The sequence below is a fragment of the Streptomyces sp. NBC_01232 genome (assembly GCF_035989885.1).
In the GTDB taxonomy this organism is placed as follows: domain Bacteria; phylum Actinomycetota; class Actinomycetes; order Streptomycetales; family Streptomycetaceae; genus Streptomyces.
This window is the reverse complement of the sequence record NZ_CP108518.1, coordinates 5,265,047-5,282,853: the sequence shown is the minus strand read 5'-3', so window position 1 is coordinate 5,282,853 and position 17,807 is coordinate 5,265,047. Positions and strand designations below refer to the sequence as shown.

Annotated in this window: 21 protein-coding genes; 2 read left to right on the top strand and 19 right to left on the bottom strand. The window is 69.5% G+C overall.

What is annotated here, in order from left to right; all coding sequences use genetic code 11:
* Positions 1–31 precede the first annotated feature (31 nt).
* The 5 genes from OG444_RS24595 to OG444_RS24575 form a co-directional block, all read right to left on the bottom strand.
* The gene (locus OG444_RS24595; RefSeq protein ID WP_327264206.1) at positions 32–2,401 is read right to left on the bottom strand and encodes a hypothetical protein; all 2,370 of its coding nucleotides are present in this window, start codon (positions 2,399–2,401) and stop codon (positions 32–34) included.
* Positions 2,398–2,847, bottom strand: a complete 450-nt coding sequence (locus OG444_RS24590) for a DUF6507 family protein (protein WP_327263704.1) — start codon at positions 2,845–2,847, stop codon at positions 2,398–2,400. Before OG444_RS24590 ends, OG444_RS24595 begins: the two co-directional genes overlap by 4 nt.
* 82 nt (positions 2,848–2,929) lie before the next feature.
* The gene (locus OG444_RS24585) at positions 2,930–3,241 is read right to left on the bottom strand and encodes a pore-forming ESAT-6 family protein (protein WP_327263705.1); all 312 of its coding nucleotides are present in this window, start codon (positions 3,239–3,241) and stop codon (positions 2,930–2,932) included.
* A 75-nt stretch (positions 3,242–3,316) separates the two neighbouring features.
* A complete protein-coding gene (locus OG444_RS24580) occupies positions 3,317–3,649 on the bottom strand; it encodes a hypothetical protein (RefSeq protein WP_327263706.1) in 333 nt (110 codons plus the stop codon).
* Positions 3,650–3,841: 192 nt separating this feature from the next.
* The gene (locus OG444_RS24575; RefSeq protein WP_327264205.1) at positions 3,842–4,267 is read right to left on the bottom strand and encodes a nuclear transport factor 2 family protein; all 426 of its coding nucleotides are present in this window, start codon (positions 4,265–4,267) and stop codon (positions 3,842–3,844) included.
* 103 nt (positions 4,268–4,370) lie between these two features.
* On the opposite strand from OG444_RS24575, the gene OG444_RS24570 reads away from it, so the two are divergent.
* Entirely contained in the window at positions 4,371–4,913 is a 543-nt protein-coding gene (locus tag OG444_RS24570) for a TetR/AcrR family transcriptional regulator (RefSeq protein WP_327264204.1), read from the top strand.
* A gap of 17 nt (positions 4,914–4,930) precedes the next feature.
* Here OG444_RS24570 and OG444_RS24565 read toward each other — a convergent pair whose 3' ends face one another.
* The 14 genes from OG444_RS24565 to OG444_RS24500 form a co-directional block, all read right to left on the bottom strand.
* Positions 4,931–5,683 (bottom strand): hypothetical protein, encoded by a 753-nt coding sequence (locus OG444_RS24565; RefSeq protein WP_327264203.1) that lies wholly within the window; start codon positions 5,681–5,683, stop codon positions 4,931–4,933.
* A gap of 139 nt (positions 5,684–5,822) precedes the next feature.
* Positions 5,823–6,461, bottom strand: a complete 639-nt coding sequence (locus OG444_RS24560) for an OmpA family protein (protein WP_327264202.1) — start codon at positions 6,459–6,461, stop codon at positions 5,823–5,825.
* Positions 6,462–6,465: 4 nt separating this feature from the next.
* Entirely contained in the window at positions 6,466–7,011 is a 546-nt protein-coding gene (locus OG444_RS24555; RefSeq protein WP_327264201.1) for a hypothetical protein, read from the bottom strand.
* Between the two features lie 66 nt (positions 7,012–7,077).
* On the bottom strand, positions 7,078–7,704 hold the full coding sequence (locus OG444_RS24550) for a pilus assembly protein TadG-related protein (protein WP_327264200.1): 627 nt from the start codon (positions 7,702–7,704) through the stop codon (positions 7,078–7,080).
* Positions 7,701–7,901 carry a hypothetical protein gene (locus OG444_RS24545; protein WP_081522566.1) on the bottom strand — a complete coding sequence of 67 codons (201 nt, stop codon included), beginning with the start codon at positions 7,899–7,901 and terminating at the stop codon, positions 7,701–7,703. The genes OG444_RS24550 and OG444_RS24545 overlap by 4 nt, the downstream gene beginning before the upstream one ends.
* 110 nt (positions 7,902–8,011) lie before the next feature.
* The gene (locus OG444_RS24540) at positions 8,012–8,698 is read right to left on the bottom strand and encodes a response regulator transcription factor (RefSeq protein ID WP_327264199.1); all 687 of its coding nucleotides are present in this window, start codon (positions 8,696–8,698) and stop codon (positions 8,012–8,014) included.
* Positions 8,699–8,701: 3 nt separating this feature from the next.
* A complete protein-coding gene (locus OG444_RS24535) occupies positions 8,702–9,595 on the bottom strand; it encodes a DUF5936 domain-containing protein (RefSeq protein ID WP_327264198.1) in 894 nt (297 codons plus the stop codon).
* A gap of 16 nt (positions 9,596–9,611) precedes the next feature.
* The gene (locus tag OG444_RS24530) at positions 9,612–10,550 is read right to left on the bottom strand and encodes a type II secretion system F family protein (protein ID WP_327264197.1); all 939 of its coding nucleotides are present in this window, start codon (positions 10,548–10,550) and stop codon (positions 9,612–9,614) included.
* The gene (locus OG444_RS24525; RefSeq protein ID WP_327264196.1) at positions 10,547–11,890 is read right to left on the bottom strand and encodes a CpaF family protein; all 1,344 of its coding nucleotides are present in this window, start codon (positions 11,888–11,890) and stop codon (positions 10,547–10,549) included. Before OG444_RS24525 ends, OG444_RS24530 begins: the two co-directional genes overlap by 4 nt.
* Complete coding sequence (locus OG444_RS24520) at positions 11,887–12,267, bottom strand: TadE/TadG family type IV pilus assembly protein (protein ID WP_327264195.1); 381 nt, start codon at positions 12,265–12,267, stop codon at positions 11,887–11,889. The genes OG444_RS24525 and OG444_RS24520 overlap by 4 nt, the downstream gene beginning before the upstream one ends.
* 1 nt (position 12,268) lies before the next feature.
* Entirely contained in the window at positions 12,269–12,625 is a 357-nt protein-coding gene (locus tag OG444_RS24515) for a TadE/TadG family type IV pilus assembly protein (RefSeq protein ID WP_327264194.1), read from the bottom strand.
* Positions 12,626–12,628: 3 nt separating this feature from the next.
* Entirely contained in the window at positions 12,629–13,906 is a 1,278-nt protein-coding gene (locus OG444_RS24510; RefSeq protein ID WP_327264193.1) for an AAA family ATPase, read from the bottom strand.
* Positions 13,907–13,913: 7 nt separating this feature from the next.
* Positions 13,914–14,615 (bottom strand): Flp pilus assembly protein CpaB, encoded by a 702-nt coding sequence (gene cpaB, locus OG444_RS24505; RefSeq protein ID WP_327264192.1) that lies wholly within the window; start codon positions 14,613–14,615, stop codon positions 13,914–13,916.
* A 48-nt stretch (positions 14,616–14,663) separates the two neighbouring features.
* Positions 14,664–15,605, bottom strand: coding sequence for a hypothetical protein (locus OG444_RS24500; RefSeq protein WP_327264191.1), 942 nt, complete (start codon positions 15,603–15,605; stop codon positions 14,664–14,666).
* A 396-nt stretch (positions 15,606–16,001) separates the two neighbouring features.
* On the opposite strand from OG444_RS24500, the gene OG444_RS24495 reads away from it, so the two are divergent.
* Positions 16,002–17,705: a chitinase gene (locus OG444_RS24495; RefSeq protein WP_327264190.1), complete on the top strand. Its 1,704-nt coding sequence runs from the start codon at positions 16,002–16,004 to the stop codon at positions 17,703–17,705.
* Positions 17,706–17,807: the final 102 nt, after the last annotated feature.

The following is a 17,807-nucleotide window of genomic DNA, read 5'->3' as shown; positions in this document are numbered from 1 at the left end:
CTGACAGAGTCGAAGGTAAGGAAGCTATATGTCACGGATGCGTCCCGTTGTAGATGGCAAGGGCTTTCTCTACGATGCCCGGGTTGTTGGTAAAGCGCGGGGCTCTGGTGAGCTGTGGCGCTGCACTGATGTCCCCCTTCGCTTTGGCTACCTGCTGCAGGGCGGCGTACTCGTTCCTGTCAAGTTTCACGATGCCTGGGCCGGAGTCCGGATAGACCCTTCCAGAGGGTTCCACACCATACGAGCGCCCGTTCACCTCGTAGCGGTCCGTCTCCTTGACGTAGGTCGCTCTGCCATTGGCGATGTCTGCGATGTCCCGAGCCACGTCTCCCTGGTGGCCTCGCAGGATGACGCTGTTGCTCTCCTTGATCTCTCCACTGGCCGACCCCGACACGCTGTGCCGCGCGTTCGGCATTTTCAACTCCTTGCCCGCGGCCGGACCGATGAGATCGTCCTGCGCCGGCCAAGGACCTCTAGCGGACGCTGACTCACCTGCAGCCCCGACAGGAGTTTCCGTCCCGGGGCCATCTGGGTCACCGCCGGGCAGTCCCTCGGAAGGCGCGTTGTCGCCTCCGTCGGCAAGTCGACCGGGGCCGTCGCCATGGCCAGCGGTCCCGCCAGTGTCACCGTGGCCACCTGTCGGGCTGTCCATGTGGGACCCGCCGCCAGTGGGCGTGTTGTCGTGGCTGCCACCAGTGCCGTCGCGGCCGCCTGCGCCGGTCGGGGGCTCGTGCCTGGCGGAAGGACCCTGGCCGAGGTCGTGGGCACTGCCGCCGAGGGTGGTGTCTGGGCGGGCACCCGGAGTGTGGTCGGCGGTGTGGGCGGGGCTCGAGAGGTCGGAGGTGAGGTGGATGGGGTTGTCGCCGCCGCGGGCGGCGACGCCGGCGAGTTCGTGTTCGGGAACCCTGACGATGGCGGGGGAGTCGGCCTTCGGGGCGTCGGCCCGCGGCAGATCCGCGCCGGCGTCGGTGTCCGGTGAGGGTTCCTTCGGGGAGTGCTTTCCGCTCTGGTCGAGGGTCCCGTCGGCCTTGTAGATGTTGCCCTCGAGGTCCATGAACTGCGTGGTGCCGTCGGGCTTCGGCAGTTTGACCGTGTTCGGCGGGAACGTCGTGGTGTTCTCCGGGAGTTTGATGTTCCCGTCGGACAGCTTGATCGCCCCGTCCGGCATCGAGGTGCCCTTGGGGAGCTGAATCGCCCCGTCGGGGAGTTTGACAGCACCCTCGGGCAGCGCGAACGCGCCGTCCACGTTGATGGCCGGGGCCTCGACCTTGCCCATGCCCTTCAGGGCGGCCATGATGTCGCCCGCCTTCGAGATGCCCGCGCCTGCGCCCTTGATGATGTACGTCATGGGGTCGACGATGCTGCCGGTCTTGCCCGCCAGTGACAGGGTCTTGGCCACCAGGCTGGCCTTGCCGGCGCCCGCCACGGCACCGCTGCCGCCGCGCGTGGCAATGGCGGTGATCACGTTGAAGGTGGCCGCGCCCGCGGCCCGGCCGGGGTTGGAGCCCCACTGATCCCATGCCAGGAGCGCTTTGCCCGTCTCCTTCATCGCGGTCCGGGAGTCACGCAGCCACGAGGGCAGCTTGTCGTCCGGGAGGGCCATGAACACCGCGCCCGCACCCGGGATCATGGCGATCCCAAGGCCGGTGCTGAGCTTGGCCAGGCCGGTCCAGGACTGCTTGAAGGTGTCCCAGCCCTGCAGTCCGACGAGGCCGCCCAGACCCTTGAGGGTCCCCCACACGCCGTCGACGAAGAAGCCCTTGCCGAACTCCCAGACGTGTTCCCAGACCTGCCACCCGGGGATCGACTCCTCCACCGCATCGCCCCACGGCAGGGACTTGGACGCCTTGAGCATCTCGGCGTCGTAGCCGTACATGCCCGCGCCGTGCGAGCCGTCGTCCTTCTTCAGCGGGGTGCCGTCCACCAGCGCGACGATCTTGGCGTGAGCGGCCGTCTCCACGTCCTGGAACTGCGCCCACACCTCGGCGATCTTGTTACGGCGTTCGAGGTTCTCGTCGATCAGACCGCCGTCCTCGGCCCACTTGTCTTCCTTGTCGGTCTTCTCGCGGAACGCTTCCGCCTCCGCCTTCAGGTTCTCCAGCTTCTTGATGATCGGCGCGGCATCACGCGAGTAGGTGCCCAGCGCGCCGGCGATCGTGCACATGTCGGAACTGAGCTTCAGGCCCAGGTCCTGGACCGGCTTCGTCGTCGCGAACAGCTGATCGGCCTCCGGCGCCTGATAGAACGCCTGCAACCCACCAAAACTGGTGTGGACGTCCGAGGCCTTCGTGGAAACGGTGGCACCACCCGACGAGATCAGCTTCACCTTCTCGTCCAGCACCGCCAGATCACCCGTGAAAACCGGTATCTCAGCCGGATCGACCGGCGCGCCCCCGCTCACTTCTTCTCCCCGGTCTTCTCACGCAGCAGATCCAGATTCACCGACCGTGCAGCGTCCTGCGCCTCCTTGGCCTGGTCCAGATCACCCTGCAGGTACTCGTTCGTCGCCAGCACCGCACCACGGATACACGCCTCGATGCGCTCCGCCATCGACTTGAACTCCGGCTTGCGCGCCGTCAGATACTCACCCAGCGCAGCCGCCACCGGCCCCATCGCCTTCTGCGGCGCCACAAAAGCCGAACCCGGAGCCGGCCCCGCACCCGGAGCCAGCGGACCCTGCGGAGTCATCCCCGACTGCGAACCCGGAACAGCCGTCCCCGCCGCCTGAGCCGCCTCCGACATCGCCGTCAGCAACGTGTTCAACGCCGTCTCGAGCTCACCCGCATTCCCACCGACCGTCTTCAAGTGGCCCTGCACACCCTGCGGCTTGATATCCCATGACGTCACCGACGACCCACCCCCGTGTTACCCCTACAGTCCTACCGACCCGCTGACCTGCCGACCCACCGACCGGCTGAAACGATCCTGCTCAGCCGATGTTGTTGACCGCGGTCCGCGCCCGCTGCAATGTCTGCTGCGCCGTCGCGTCATTCTTCGCCAGCGTCGTGTTCAACAGCTGGATGATGTTCTTGACCTCCTGCGAAGCGTTCTTCCACCGCAGCTCCTTGGCGTGGTAGTCATCCGCCACACCCTCCGCCGTGAAGTCCGACATCGCAGCAGCCACCTGCGCCTCACGCGCCGCGATCACCGTGTCCAGCTGACCGATCACCGCCTTGATACCGCCCTGCACCTCCGTCGAGGCACCCACGTCATACGCACGACGATCCGTCCCACCCGACATCACAACCACACTCCCCGTGAAGAAGACAACAATCCAGACAAACCGGAAGGCCCGGAAGGCCCGGAACCTGCAGGCTCAGCGGCCCCGGAAACGCGCCGCGTCGAAGTTCGCCGCACCCTGCTGCTGACGGGCGTTCTCACCCTGCTCCTGATCACCCGAACCGAACGCCTGCTCCATGCCCGACTGGCCACCCAGGATCGCCGCCAGCGAAGCGTTCAGCTCCTTCGCAATGGCATCCGCACGCAGCTTGAACGAGTCGAACGCCACCTTGCCCTGCCCCTGGAACTTGCCCTCCAGCGGCTGCGCCGCAGCCACCAGCTGCTTGACCAGCGACCCCAGATCCGTATTCGAATTCCGCGACCCCGACATCAGGTTCGTCAGAACCTGCGTCCCCATGTCGAACTTCATCCCACTCCCCCGCACACTCGATCGATCGTCAGTATTCCAGTTCTAGCAACCTACATCGCGTCTGCAAAGACCAACAACCGCGTTGTTGCGGGACCATGACAAACCACCAGGCGGCGAGACGGCGACCTGGAGCCATCCCGCCCACGAGGCGCTGCGGGACCGGTGAGCCGGGGCGGGCCCGACGGGATGGCGTCAGGCGAGGCGGCGGTCCCCGGCGGCGATCGGAATGTCGTTGATGCTGGCCTCACGGCGGCGCATCAGGCCGTCGTCGGCGAACTCCCACTGCTCGTTGCCGTGACTGCGCCACCACTGGCCGGTCGCGTCGTGCCACTCGTACTCGAAGCGGACCGAGATGCGGTTGCCGGTGAACGCCCACAGCTCCTTGCGAAGCCGGTAGTCGAGCTCGCGCTCCCACTTCTCGGCGAGGAACGCGCGGATCTCGGGGCGGCTGGTGAGGAAGCGGTCGCGGTTCCGCCAGACCGAGTCCGGCGTGTACGCGAGGGCTACGCGCTCGGGATCGCGGCTGTTCCAGGCGTCCTCGGCGGCCTGGACCTTGGCGCGTGCGGACTCCTCGGTGAAGGGCGGCAGGGGCGGACGTACGGCGGGAGTGTCGGTCATGACGTATCACCTCTCGATCGCGAGAACGGTCGTTCTCGCCCGTTCCCCGACCATAGAGAACGAGCGTTCTCCCCGCAAGGGGAATCTGGACTACGCTGCCCTCATGGACGACGAAGAGGCCCGCACCCGGCTCCTGGACACGGCGGAGGAGCTGTTCTACCGGCACGGCATCCAGGCCGTCGGCATGGACCGGATCCGCAGCGAGTCGGGAGTTCCCCTCAAGCGCCTCTACCGGGTCTTCCCGGCCAAGGAGTCTCTGGTCACGGCCTATCTGGAACGCCGCGACCGGCGCTGGACGGCCGACCTCCGCGCAGCGGTGACGGGAGCCCCGGACCCGGTCCTCGCCGTCTTCGACTGGCTGGCGGGATGGTTCTCGGAGCCGGACTTCCGCGGTTGCGCGTTCCTGAACGCGTACGGGGAACTGGGCGCGGACGGTCCGGCCGCCGTGCTGGACGTCGTACGCCGCCACAAGGCGGAGTTGAGGGCCCTGCTGGCCGAACTGGCCGGACCCGGCCGCGAGGAACTCACCGACCAGCTCCTGGTCCTGGTCGAGGGTGCGACGGTGGTGGCGGCCCTGGAGCCGGGCCCGGAGCCGGCACGACGGGCGCGGGGCGTCGCGGAGCGGCTCGCGTCCCCGGACTGCTGACGCCTGCCTGTCGCCCGCTAGCGGGACGCCCGGTCCACCGCACCGATGAGCTCGGCCGCGGCAAGCTCGTCGAGCGGGATCAGCCGCGCGTCCTCCGCGCCCGCTTCGGTCTCCCGGAGCCGGTCCGTCGGCTCCCAGCGCAGGTCCCGGCCGAACACCTCGTCATGGATCTCGCCCCGCACGACGCGGCGCCGCATGACGGGACCTCGGTTTCCGGCGGCGGTGCAGTACGAGATGCGGCCCTCGGCATCCAGAGCGTCGAGCACAGTCCCACCGAGCGTCTCGAACCCAGGAGTGCGGAGTTTGCCCTGCGGGGTGCCCAGCCGGAACGACGCCCCGGTCAGGTCGAGGCCGCCCACGTTGTCCCGCAGGAACTCCCCGCCGCGCTCGTAGAAGAGGACCAGCGGTTCGTAGAGGTCGGGAAGGTCCGGCAGCGCGGTCGGGTTCTGCGCCCGCATTTCCGCCAGGCGGACGGCGCCGGCACACGTGTCCTGCAGTGCGGAGCCGGGCACACGGCTCAGGAACTCCGCCAGCTCCGCTGTCATTTCGGGGGACATTCGAAATTCCGGGTCCACGCATTCGGTGACGTCGAAGAAGGGCCACGCGCCTTCCACCGAGTACGCCTGCGACCAGAGGGCGGCCCGCCTCAGATACTCACGCATGAGGATGCGCCTGGACTTGGCGCGGGAGAGCACGTCGTCCCAGTCGCCGACCCAGTCCACCGCACGGAGTCGGTTCAGCATGATGACGGAGGCCGTCCGGTCGGTCACTCGATCCCCCAAGCCCTTCGGTCCGTCTGCCCCGGGGCAGAGGAGGCGGGCAGGGGCCGACCGTCCACCGGGCCGTCCACCGGGCCTTTCGCCGGGCCTTTCGCCGACGCGGCGATACCCGGCAGAGTAGTCATGGCCGTCAGCCGCCCGTGGTGCGGGGGAAGGTGATCTCGACGCGGCGGTTCTTCTTACGGCCCTCCTCGGTGCTGTTGTCGGCGATCGGGTAGTCCTCGCTGTAGCCGCGGACGTCGAAGACGACGTTCGTATCGGTGACGGTCTTGGCCAGCTCGGCCTGCACGGCGTCGGCCCGCTTCTTGGAGAGCTCCTTGCCGTGCTCGTAGCTGCCCTGGTCGTCGGTGAACCCGAAGACCCGGATGCGGGTGGCCTTCTGCTGGTTGATCTCCTGCGCGATGGCCTGGATACGGGCGGCTGCCTGAGCGGTGAAGACCGCACTGTCCTCGGGGAACAGCACCTCGGACTGGAGCGCCATCATGACGGTCTGATTGGTCTCCTGCCGCCGCTGCTCCCCACCGAGGTCTTCGACGACTTCGGCGATGTCCAGCACCTTGATCGGAGCGAGGGTTCCGCCCTGAGGAATCTTCAAACCGGGGGCATTGGAGTCGATGGGCACTGGGGCCGAGGCGGATGGCTCGGTGCCGGGCGGGGCCGACGGCTTGACATCATCGGCGTGAGCAACCGTCGCACCGACTGATTGAACGCCGGCAATAACGAGCCCGACGACGGCTGTGGCGGCGAGGACGCGGTGGCGTTTGGTCATGGGGTCACCCAGATAGTTTGACGGTCGCCGTGGCGAAAGTGGGGAGACTGAGGTCCACCTCAACGGCACTGGTCGGTGGAGCGGGGAACTGTGCGAAGAACGGCATGGTCTGGCCGGCTTCGATGATGTTCAGTCCAGTAGTGCACAGACACCGGCCATCCGTGTCCCGGAGCACGTAGTACCTCTTCTTGCCGACCTTGTCGACCAGGGTCACTCCGGCCACGGATACACCACTGGAGTTCAGTTCGTTGCCGCGCCACGGCGCCGTGTTCACATACGCGGCACCGCCGGTGTTCTTCAACTGCCCTTCGACGGTCAGGAATCCGCCAGCGTCCCGGGCAGCCTTGTTGATCGTCAGCACCATGCCCGCCTCGCCGTTCACTGTGGCGATGGTCTGAACCGGCGGGGCATCCGCGCTCTTCACCGCTCCGGACGGGGAAGACTCACCACCGCCCTGCGGCTTCGCCGACGTCGACGCAGCGGGCTGGTCGGATTTGCCCCCGCCCCCACACCCGGCCAGGGCAAGGGCCAGTACCGCCACCGTTCCCACAGCCGCCTTCCCTTGGGCCGCGCGCCGCCGAACACTCATGTACTTGGCTTCCTTGTCTCTTGGTCATCAGTCGATCAGGCGTATGTCGAACAGAGCCGCAGCCAGCGAGCGCCATGCGCGCGGTCGGGCGGAGTCGTAGTCCACAACGACGCCTTTCCCGCAGGAGAACTGGATCGGCCCGGGCGGCTCCGGTGTCGGACCCGAACCGTCATCACTCCCCGGCCCCCCAGGTTTGACGTGGCAGCGGGGAACAATCTCCGCTGTCGCGTCCGCTTCACCGCGCTTGCCACTCGTGCCAGGGACGACAGAGTCCCCCACCGTCCCGTTTGTCGTCGACCGGACGGTGAACCGGGTTCCCGACGCATCGCACTTCACCGTCGCGTCATTCATGGCGGCAAAGTCCTGCGCCGCCACACAAGCGCCGCCGGAAGCGTCGAATCGATTGCCCAGCAGTACCTGTTCCCAGTCCTCCGGTGAGAGGGTGGCGAGGTCCAGGCCGGGCACCAGGGTGTCTCTGGCCTCGCGCGCCGCTGCGAGCGCGGCGGCGTCTGCGGCTCCCTGCGCATTGCTGCGGACGATGGCCGCCTTGCCGATGGTGAAATACGCCAGAGCAGCGAAGAGGAGACCGGCCACAAGTACGACGTAAATCGGGAAGGCCTGACCGCGGTCACCGTGGAAGCGACGCCATGTCACTTTCCTGCCGTGATGCTCGCGACCGCTGCAGTGATCTTGGTGGTAATGGCCTGGCCGATGCCGGTACCGATGATCGCCCCGATGATCACGACGACCACCAGGATGATCCCCAGGTATTCGAATGCCGTCTGGCCTCGATCCCTCGCGCCCTTGCCCTCGTACCGCTTGCGCATCCTCGCCACGGTGTTCTGCAACATGGGGGTTCCCTCCCGGGCCGGTACCGCTGTCGATCTGCGGACGGTACGGCGAGTTACCAGTCGTAACCAAGGGTCCCGGGGCCCAATTACGGGCCCACTGCGCATTCTGTCTACCCATGACCAGCCACCCCTGGACGGGCGGTTCCCAGCCAGCGGGCTATCGCCTCGCTGCGCGTCGCGCTCCGGAGCTTCGCGAAGATCCGGTTGATGTGGTTCTTGACCGTCTTCTCGCTGATGAAGCAGGCGGCCGCGATCTGCTGGTTGCTCATCCCGGACGCGATCAGATCCATGACCTCCACCTCCCGGGAACTCAGTCCGAAGTCAACAGAGTTGTGCACCCGCTCTGAAGACTGTGCCACAACTCGTTGCGGATGCGAAGAGGACCGGACCTCCGCGAGGAGGGCGCTCGCCGCCGTCGGGGTGAAGTGGGGGCGGCCCAGCGGGGCATCGCGTACCGCCCGGAGCAGGTCGGCCGTCGTGAACTCGCCGTGCACGAGGTAGCCGCCCGCGCCCAGTAGCAGGGCCTCGCAGACGATTTCGGCTTCCTTGCTGTACGTCAGCATCAGCACGGGAGCCATCTGCACCAGGTGCGGAAGCGCCGAGATCCCGTCCACCCCCGGCATCCTGACGTCCAGCAGGATCACGTCCGGAGCGTGCCGGCGCGTCAGGCTCAGTGCCTCGCGGCCGTCCGCCGCCTGCGCCACCACCTCCAGGTCCTCGGCCGCGCACAGGATGGCCGCCAGGCCCGCCCTGATGACCGGGTTGCCGTCGGCGATGAGCACGCTCAGCCGGGCCACGGCTCAGCCACCCCCGAACAGGGCGCCGAAGTCGACGTTCGCGCCGTAGACGAAGCCGCAGACCAGCAGGATGAGCGTGCCGGGCAGCATGAACATGGTCACGGCGAACGTCGCCTTGGGGACGGCCCGGGCCGCGCGCCTGCGGGCGTTCTGGGCGTCCGTGCGGCGCATGTCCTCCGCGATCGCGATCAGGGTGTCCACGATCGGGGAGCCGAGCTCCTCGCCCTGCTGCAGGGCCGTCACGAACTGCGCGACCTGTTCGCTGTCGTTGCGTCGCCGCAGCTCGTCGAAGGCCTGGCGGCGGCTGACACCCATGTCCATCTGCTGGAGGGTGATGCGGATCTCGTCCGCCCACGGGCCCTCGTACTTGTCCGCCACCCGGGCCAGCGCCTGCCGGAAGCCAAGCCCCGCGCTCACCACCACGGCAAGGACGTCCAGGAAGTCGGGCAGCGTCCGTTCGATGTGGTCGCGGCGGATCCGGATGGCCGACCACAGGCCGACCTCGATCCAGAACAGGCCGAAGGCGACCATGAGCAGGGCGGCGACCAGCTGGCCGTTGATCAGCATGGCGAAGGCGCCGACTGCGCCCAGGGCTCCGTACACCGCCCGCCGGGCCGCGTACCGGTCGATCGTCAGACCGGCCGGGTTGCCCGCCATGTCGATCTGGCGGCGCTTGCGGGCGACCCTGGCCGGGCCCATCGCGCCCAGCACCATGGGCGCCCAGCGGATGCCCATGCGGTCGACGAGGGAGCCGACCGCCGTCGTGCGCGTGGCCCCCACCTCCAGGGCGAGCGCCAGGTCGGAGGGCAGTTTCACGTCCGCGCGGTAGAGGCGGATGCCGTGGAAGGCTCCGAGGACCGACAGGGCCACGGCGAGTGCGAGAAGAAGTCCGGTCATCGTCCTGTCCGCCCCCTCACACGTCGATCTTCGACAGGCGGCGGATGAGGAGGAAGCCCAGGGCGAAGAGGCCGAGGGCGACGAGGACGGCCGTCTGGCCGAGGAACGCGCCCGTCATCCGGTCCAGCGCGCCCGGCATCATCATGTCGACCAGCAGCAGCGAGCCGAGTCCGATGGACGGTACGAGGTAGGCCGTCACCGTCACCTGAGAGAGCTGCGTGCGGATCTCGCGACGGGTCTCCTTGCGCTGCTCCAGGGTCACCGTCAGGTTCCGCAGGCTGTCCACGATCGCGCCGCCCGCACGGGCCGACAGGACGAGCGTGGAGACCAGGACGACGAGTTCCCGGGACGGCAGGCGGTCCGTGAGCTCGCCCAGCGACTCCTCGATGGAGTGGCCCACGGCGAGCCGGTCCGCGACGCGCGCGAGTTCCTCACCCGCCGGAGCCTCCAGCTCCTCCGCCGCGATACCGATGGCCGTACGCAGGGCCAGCCCGGCCTGGGTGGCATTGGCGAGGATGCGGGCCAGGTCGGGGAGCTGGTTGATGAACCGTTCCGTACGCCGCGTCCGCTGCCAGTTGAGGAATGCGTTCGCCGCCCAGACGCCGATCACGCCCGCCACCGGCCCGAAGAACGGTGCGAGGAGGGATGCCGCGATGAGCCAGACGCCCACGATCGAACCCAGCATGTAGACGAAGAACTCGCCCGGGGTGAGGTCCAGGCCGGTGGTCGCCAGTTTCAGCTCGATGCGGCGGCCGAGTTCCGTCCTGCGCAGCCGCCGGTCGACGGTCCGGAAGCGGCGCCGCCGGCCCAGGGGCTCCGGCAGGCCGGACGCCGAGAGCCGCTCGATCAGCGCGGCGCGCTGGGCGCGGCCGGCCATGTACGCCTGGAGCCCGGCGACGACGAGCACGCAGGCGAGCAGGGTGACGCCGAGGGTGGCGAGGATGAGTGGGTTCACAGGGCGGTCCGGGTGATGCGGGCGGTGAGGGGATCCTCCGGCGCGACGCCGAAGGCCTGCGGGACGGGCTGGTTGTTCATGTAGAGACGTTCCGCGATCCGGCGGGGCAGCGGGTAGTACTCGAAGTAGCCGTGCACGCGCCCGTCGGGCCCCATCGGCCGGGCAGCGAAGCGGCAGACCGTCGTGATCCGGAAGGGCTCGCGGCCGTGCGATTCGAGGACGGAGATCTCGGTGATGCGGCGGGAGCCGTCGCCGAAGCGGGTGAGCTGGACGATGACGTTCACGGCGCTGTTGATCTGGTCCTGGAGGGCCTCGAAGGGGATCTCGACCTCCGACATCGAGGCGAGGGTCTGCAGCCGCATCAGGGCGTCCGCGGAGCTGTTGGCGTGGACGGTGGCCAGCGATCCGTCGTGGCCGGTGGACATCGCCTGGAGCATGTCGAGGGTCTCGCCGCCGCGGACCTCGCCGACGATGATGCGGTCGGGGCGCATGCGCAGGGAGTTGCGTACGAGGTCGCGGATGGTGATCTGCCCCTTGCCCTCCACGTTCGGCGGGCGGGACTCGAGACGGATCACGTGGGCCTGCTGGAGCTGGAGTTCCGCCGAGTCCTCGATGGTGATGATGCGTTCGCCCTCAGGGATCAGGCCGGAGAGGGCGTTGAGGAGGGTGGTCTTGCCGGTGCCGGTGGCGCCGGAGACGATCACGTTCATCTTCGCCGTGACCAGTCCCGACAGCAGGAGCAGCATCTGCTCGTCGAGCGACCCGAGGGCGATCATCTCGTGGAGCGTGAAGGCGCGCGGGAAGCGGCGGATGGTGAGGGTGGCGCCGGTCAGCGAGAGCGGCGGGATGATGACGTTGACGCGTTCGCCGCTGGGCAGGCGGGCGTCGACCATCGGATTGGCCTCGTCCACGCGCCGGTTGACGGTGGAGACGATGCGCTCGATGGTCTGCATCAGCTGTTCGTGCGAGGCGAAGCGGAGGGGGAGCTGCTCCACGCGCCCGGCGCGCTCGACGAAGATCTGGTCGGGGCCGTTGACCATGATCTCGGAGATGGAGGCGTCCTCGAGGAGCGGTTCGAGGACGCCGAGCCCGAGGGCCTCGTCGACGACGCGGCGGATCAGCTGTGCGCGCTCGACCGTGGAGAGGACGGGCCCTTCGCGGCTGATGATGTGTCCGAGTACGCGCTCCAGGCGCGCCCGGCGCTCGGCGGGTGCGAGCGCGGACATCTCGGCGAGGTCGATCTCCTCCAGCAGCTTGGCGCGGTAGGAGGAGACCAGCCGGCCGTCCTCGCGGGGGCTGTGACGGTCGTCGGGGGTGTTGACCCGGGAACGCAGGCTCATGGACGGAGGCCCTTCGGGTCGTCGTTGGGCATGACGGCGGTGGCCGACGCCTTGTGCGCGTCGAGTCCGGGCACGATCGAGTTGGCGGTGAGGGTGACGGTGACACGGACCGCGTCGGAGGACGTGGCCCACTCGAATGTGGCGCTCTCCGCCAGTCCGCCGCTGATGGCGGCCCGTCCCGCCGCCTCTCCGCCCTTGCCGTTACGGGCTTCCACGCGCGCGGCGGTACGAGCCGCCGTGCCCGCCTGTTCCTCGGCGTACGCGACCCAGCCCAGCTGGATCCCGCACAGCGCGACGAGCAGCAGGATCGGCACGAAGCCGATGTATTCGATGGCCACTTGGCCTCGGTCGGAGCGCCACTTCCGCTTCCGGTTCATGTCACTCCTCCTCCATCGCCGCGCCGCCCGTGCCCGTGATCGCGCCGAAGTTGAGCCCGGGGTACAGGACGGGGATCCGCAGCGTCACGGTCGCCTTGTAGATGTCGCCCGAAGGGCCGCACTCCACCCCCATGCCCCACACGTCCGCGACGTGCTCCGCCGCCGCCTCCTGGCACGACCGGCCCACCGCCCCCGCCCGCGCCGCCTCGTCCGCCGCGTTTCCCGCCAGCGAGAAGGCGTACCCGATCAGTACGCACTCCCACACCGCCGCCACGAGCAGCAGGATCAGCGGCACCGTGCCCACGAACTCGATCGCGACCTGGCCCCGGTCCCCGCGCCCCGGTCCGCGGGCGGGCATGCGTCAGCCCTCCCGGCCGCGGCGCAGGCGGGCCACCGGGCCCGACGCGCGGACCGCCAGGGAGGCGCCCGGGGTGGCCGCGGTGGTGGGCGGGGCCACCACCGGGGTGGACAGGAGGCCCAGTTCGCCCGCCAGGGTCCACAGGGCCTGCTTGACCGTCGAGCGGTTGTCGAGGTCCTGGACGCGGCCCGCGTCCACCACGGCCTGGAGTTCCTTGAAGGCGGCCGGGACCGGGGTGCGGGTGGCGCGGGTCTTGGTGATCTTCTCGATCAGCGCGGGCTGGATCTCCGTGTGCTTGCTCCAGCGGTTGACGACCATCGCCGTGTCCTCCGCCTTGCGAACCTGGAGCCGCTCCCACATCCGGACCATCCGCTTCGCGGCCCGTACCGCGACCACGTCCGGGGTGGTGACCAGGACCGCCACGTCCGCCATCTCGACGGCCGCCGCGTTGGCTCCGGTGACCTGGGTCCCGCAGTCGATGACGACGAGCTCGTAGCGGCTGCGCAGGGCTCCGACGATGTGCCGGGCGGCCCGTTCGTCGACCTCCTCGCCGCGTTCCCCGTCCGCCGGGGCGAGCAGCAGGGCCAGGCCCGAGGCGTCGTCGTAGACGGCGTCCTGGAGGACCCGCGGAGAGATGTCCTGGATGCCGGCGAGGTCGGCCACCGAGCGCCGGAACTGCACGTCCAGGTACGAGCCGACGTCGCCCGCCTGGAGGTCCAGGTCGACCAGCGCGGTGCGCCGGCCCGAGGCCGCCGCGGCCAGCGCGAACTGCACCGCGGCGAAGGTGGTGCCCACGCCGCCCTTGGCTCCGGTGACGGTGACCACCCGGCCGCCCGGTCCCGTGAAGACGTCGGCGGCGGCGCCCCTGCCGAGGTGGCGGCGTACGCCCACGGACCACTGGGCGGCGGCCTGGACGCGGGCGGCGAGTTCCTCGTAGGAGAGGGGGAGGCCGATCAGGCCGCGCGCGCCGGAGTCCATGGCGGCGGAGAACAGCCCGGGGCCGGCGTCCGAGGAGACCAGGACGACGCCCACCGCCGGAAAGCGCAGGGCCACCTCCCGGATGAGCTCCAGGGCGGGCACCGGGCCGATCCGCTCGTGGACGAGGACGACCTCGGGGAGTTCGTCGATGGACTCGGTGGCCAGGCGGGCGAGGGTGTCCAGGAGCGTGGTCGCGTCGGGGACGGGGGCAGCCGGCTCGGCGGCCGGGAGCTGGCTCAGCAGGGTCACGATGGCGCGCGCGGCGTCCGGGTCGCCGACCGCGGGGAGGATTCGGGTGGTCATCCGGGCCTCACCTGTCCCCGTCGAGGGTGTACGTACGGTCGCCCGGGGCGGGCGCCGAATCGGTGCCGGGGGCCACCAGGGCCAGGCGTACGTGCTCCGCGAAGGACTCGGCGTAGGCGACGCGCTGGGTGTCCTTGGTGCTCAGGGCGAAGGTGATCGGGACGGCTTCGGCGGGACCCTTGCGGTCGCTGTCCTTGTCCAGGGCGGTGAGCCTGCCGACGCCGAGCACCCGGGCGTTGGCGACGATGATCACCGAGCGGGAGGGGTCGGTGTCCTTGGCGCCCTTGAAGGTGGCGAGGATGTTGACCTTGGCGCCGGAGGTGATCTTGCCGGCCACACCGGTGGCGGCGTCGATCATGATGGCGATCTCCTGCTCGCCGGGCTGCAGCTGCGGCCGGTCGACGAACATGTCCGCCTGGAGCAGCGAGCCCTTCTTCAGGGTGGTGAGGGCGATCTTGTCCTTGAGCACGCCGAGGTCGGTGACGGCGGTGCCGGACAGCCACCGCTTGGGGATCCTGACCTCCTCGAACTGCCCGGCCGCCAGCGGGCTGTACGGCGCTATGTCGCCCTTGGCCCGGTAGGCGACGACCTCGGCGCCGACCTTGGAATTGACGTCGCCGATCACCACGAGGACCCCGGCGAAGGCCCCCAGTGCGCACAGGACCGACAGGAGCAGCAGGATGACGCCGCGGCGCTGGCGTGAGTTCATGGGCCTTACCTACCTCGCCGTTCTTCATTCATTCGTGCGTTCGAGTGATCAGGGTCTGGAACGGGCGGTACGCGCGGGCGGCGGCGGTGCGGTGAGCGGCGCCGCGCAGAAGCCGCAGCGGTCTCCGATGAGTTCGAGGCCGCACCAGCGGCACTCCTCCCGGCGGACCGAGGCGACCAGTTGGTAGAGCACGGACAGGTCCGGGATCCCGGCGGCGAACTCGACGAGCTTCGGGGTGCCCCACCATCCGGGGGACGCGCCCGGCAGCGGGTTCTCCATCACGCCCTGCACCTGCCAGGCGGGGGCCAGTTCGGCCGTCACCCAGTCGGAGGCGAGCTGGCCGCGGGCAAAGGTGAGGTGCGTGGCGAACGCGGGGCCGGCCGGCAGCGCCCCGGCGCGGGCACCGTGCGCGCCGTGGCCGCCGTGCGCGCCGTGGCCGCCCTGGGTGCCGCGGCCGCCCTGGGCGCCGCCGCCCGCGCTCAGCTTCGCCAGGTGCGGCTTCGGGTGGGCCATGACGGCGAACTGCGCGCTCGGTGACCAGGACCTGGCGTGCGCCCCCAGTCCGACCGGGACCCGGACGCGGTCGAGCTTGGCGACCGAGCCGAGCAGGGCGCCCGCGTAGATGTAGTGGGACAGCAGCCGGGCCGCGGAGGCGATGATTCCGGGGCTGAAGTCGCAGACGCTCAGCTGGCGCAGCTGACGCGCCAGCAGGGCGGTTCCCAGCGGCGGGAGATCGATGCCGAGGAGCGCGATCCGGTCGGTTTCCAGGATGGCCCGTACGGTGTGCAGCCGCTGGACGGTGGAGCGCGGGAGCCATGGCGGGACGAGGGCCACGAGGTGGCCGTGCCGCTCCAGCAGGGCGCCCGTCTCGGTGAGCGCGGACTCCAGGTCGAGCTGCTCGGGCGGGTGCAGTAAGGCCGCCCCGGGCGTGTGCCGGTCAGGGGCCGGAAGTACCAGATCGGCGCTGGTGACAGCGATGGCGGTCGGCACGCGAATTCCCCCGTTCCCCCACGTTCGCCCCGTGCGCCGCCGGCAGTTCGGCTGCCCGGCACGCGCTCTGCGCGGACTCGATGCGGACTTCCCGCGTCCGCGCCCGCACTGCGCGACCGCATCCGATCGACCCGCTCCCCCTTGCCTCAGCACCATATCCGCGTCACCCCTGGCAGGGCAGGGCCTTGAGGATTCCCGTGCTGCCGGCACGTGTCACAGAGGGCGGAAACCCGGACAACAGGGATCGCATAGCGGGCTATTTCAAGCCACAGCGCAAAGACCCTTGACACGAGGATTGGTCTGGACCAACTTGTCAGCCAACGCCTTGAGCGGGACCCGACCCCACTCGGTCCCGCTCTCCCCGCACCCCTCCTCCTCCCCCCCACCGGAGCCCAAGTGAACCGGATACGCTCCCTCGCCCTCCCCATCGCCGTCACCCTGACCGTCGGCGCCCTCTCCGCCCTGGCCGCCGGCACCGCACAGGCCGCCGACGTGAACGTCGCCCGCAACGGCGGCTTCGAGTCGGGTCTGGCCAACTGGGCCTGCACCGGCGGAACCGGCACCTCCGTCTCCTCGCCCGTCTTCGCCGGATCCGGCGCCCTGAAGGCCACCCCGGCGGGCCAGGACAACGCCCGCTGCAGTCAGACCGTCACGGTCAAGCCGAACTCCACGTACACGCTGAGCACACAGGTCCAGGGCAGCTACGTGTACCTCGGCGCGACCGGGACCGGCACCCAGGACGTCTCCACCTGGACCCCCGGGTCGGGCTCGGGCTGGCAGAAGCTCTCCACCACCTTCACCACCGGCCCCTCCACCACCCAGGTCACCGTCTACACGCACGGCTGGTACGGCCAGCCGGCCTACACCGTGGACGAGTTCAGCGTCTTCGGCCCGGACGGCGGAGGCGGCACCGACCCCGGCCCGTCCGTCCCCGGCGCCCCCGCCGGCACGGCCGTTTCCGGACAGAGCTCGAGCGCCCTCACCCTTTCGTGGAACGCGGTCGGCTCGGCCACCGGCTACTACGTGTATCAGGACGGTGTCCGCGTCCGGACCGTGACCGGCGGCGCCGCCTCCACCCAGGTCACCGGGCTCGCGGCCTCGACCTCGTACTCCTTCCAGGTGAGCGCCTACAACGCGGCGGGCGAGGGCCCGCGGTCCGCTCCCGTGACGGGCACCACGACCGGCACGGGCCCGGGTCCGGGCCCCGGCCCGGCCGTCCCCAAGCACGCGCTGACCGGCTACTGGCAGAACTTCAACAACGGCGCGACGGTCCAGAAGCTCTCCGACGTCTCCGCGCAGTACGACATCATCGCCGTCTCCTTCGCCGACGCCACCACCACGCCCGGCGCGATCACCTTCAACCTCGACTCGGCCGGCCTCGGCGGCTACACGGTGGCCCAGTTCAAGGCCGACATCGCCGCGAAGAAGGCGGCGGGCAAGTCGGTCATCCTCTCCATCGGAGGCGAGAAGGGGACCATCTCGGTCAACGACACGGCCTCCGCGAACAACCTCGCGAACTCCGCGTACGCCCTGATGCAGGAGTACGGGTTCACCGGGATCGACATCGACCTGGAGAACGGCCTGAACCCCACCTACATGACGCAGGCGCTGCGCTCGCTGTCGTCGAAGGCGGGCTCCTCGCTGGTCATCACCATGGCCCCGCAGACGATCGACATGCAGTCCACGCAGGGCGGCTACTTCAAGACGGCGCTGAACATCAAGGACATCCTCACCGTCGTCAACATGCAGTACTACAACAGCGGCTCGATGAACGGCTGCGACGGCAAGGTCTACTCCCAGGGCTCGGTGGACTTCCTCACCGCGCTCGCCTGCATCCAGCTGGAGGGCGGCCTCGACCCGTCCCAGGTGGGCATCGGCGTCCCCGCCTCCCCGAGCGGCGCGGGCAGCGGCTACGTGTCCCCGACGGTCGTCAACAACGCCCTGGACTGCCTGACCAGGGGTACGAACTGCGGCTCCTTCAAGCCGTCGAAGACCTACCCGGGTCTGCGCGGTGCGATGACCTGGTCGACCAACTGGGACGCCAAGGCGGGTAGTGCTTGGTCGAACTCGGTGGGTCCCAAGGTCCACGGGCTCCCGTAGGCGGTACGTGTGGGGGTGGCCGGAATCGGTTCGGCCGGCACAGCGTGTCCTTGACCGGGACATGCCACGAGAGCACGCTGTGCGCGTCCGCACGGCTACCCC

Bases quoted from the DNA above. Each gene is read 5' to 3' on its own strand.
- OG444_RS24570 (WP_327264204.1), top strand. From the start codon at position 4,371: ATGGACGACGAAGAGGCCCGCACCCGGCTCCTGGACACGGCGGAGGAG.
- OG444_RS24510 (WP_327264193.1), bottom strand. From the start codon at position 13,906: ATGACCACCCGAATCCTCCCCGCGGTCGGCGACCCGGACGCCGCGCGC.
- OG444_RS24560 (WP_327264202.1), bottom strand. From the start codon at position 6,461: ATGACCAAACGCCACCGCGTCCTCGCCGCCACAGCCGTCGTCGGGCTC.
- OG444_RS24520 (WP_327264195.1), bottom strand. From the start codon at position 12,267: ATGAACCGGAAGCGGAAGTGGCGCTCCGACCGAGGCCAAGTGGCCATC.
- OG444_RS24535 (WP_327264198.1), bottom strand. From the start codon at position 9,595: ATGACCGGACTTCTTCTCGCACTCGCCGTGGCCCTGTCGGTCCTCGGA.
- OG444_RS24545 (WP_081522566.1), bottom strand. From the start codon at position 7,901: ATGTTGCAGAACACCGTGGCGAGGATGCGCAAGCGGTACGAGGGCAAG.
- OG444_RS24525 (WP_327264196.1), bottom strand. From the start codon at position 11,890: ATGAGCCTGCGTTCCCGGGTCAACACCCCCGACGACCGTCACAGCCCC.
- OG444_RS24575 (WP_327264205.1), bottom strand. From the start codon at position 4,267: ATGACCGACACTCCCGCCGTACGTCCGCCCCTGCCGCCCTTCACCGAG.
- OG444_RS24580 (WP_327263706.1), bottom strand. From the start codon at position 3,649: ATGAAGTTCGACATGGGGACGCAGGTTCTGACGAACCTGATGTCGGGG.
- OG444_RS24585 (WP_327263705.1), bottom strand. From the start codon at position 3,241: ATGTCGGGTGGGACGGATCGTCGTGCGTATGACGTGGGTGCCTCGACG.
- cpaB (WP_327264192.1), bottom strand. From the start codon at position 14,615: ATGAACTCACGCCAGCGCCGCGGCGTCATCCTGCTGCTCCTGTCGGTC.
- OG444_RS24515 (WP_327264194.1), bottom strand. From the start codon at position 12,625: ATGCCCGCCCGCGGACCGGGGCGCGGGGACCGGGGCCAGGTCGCGATC.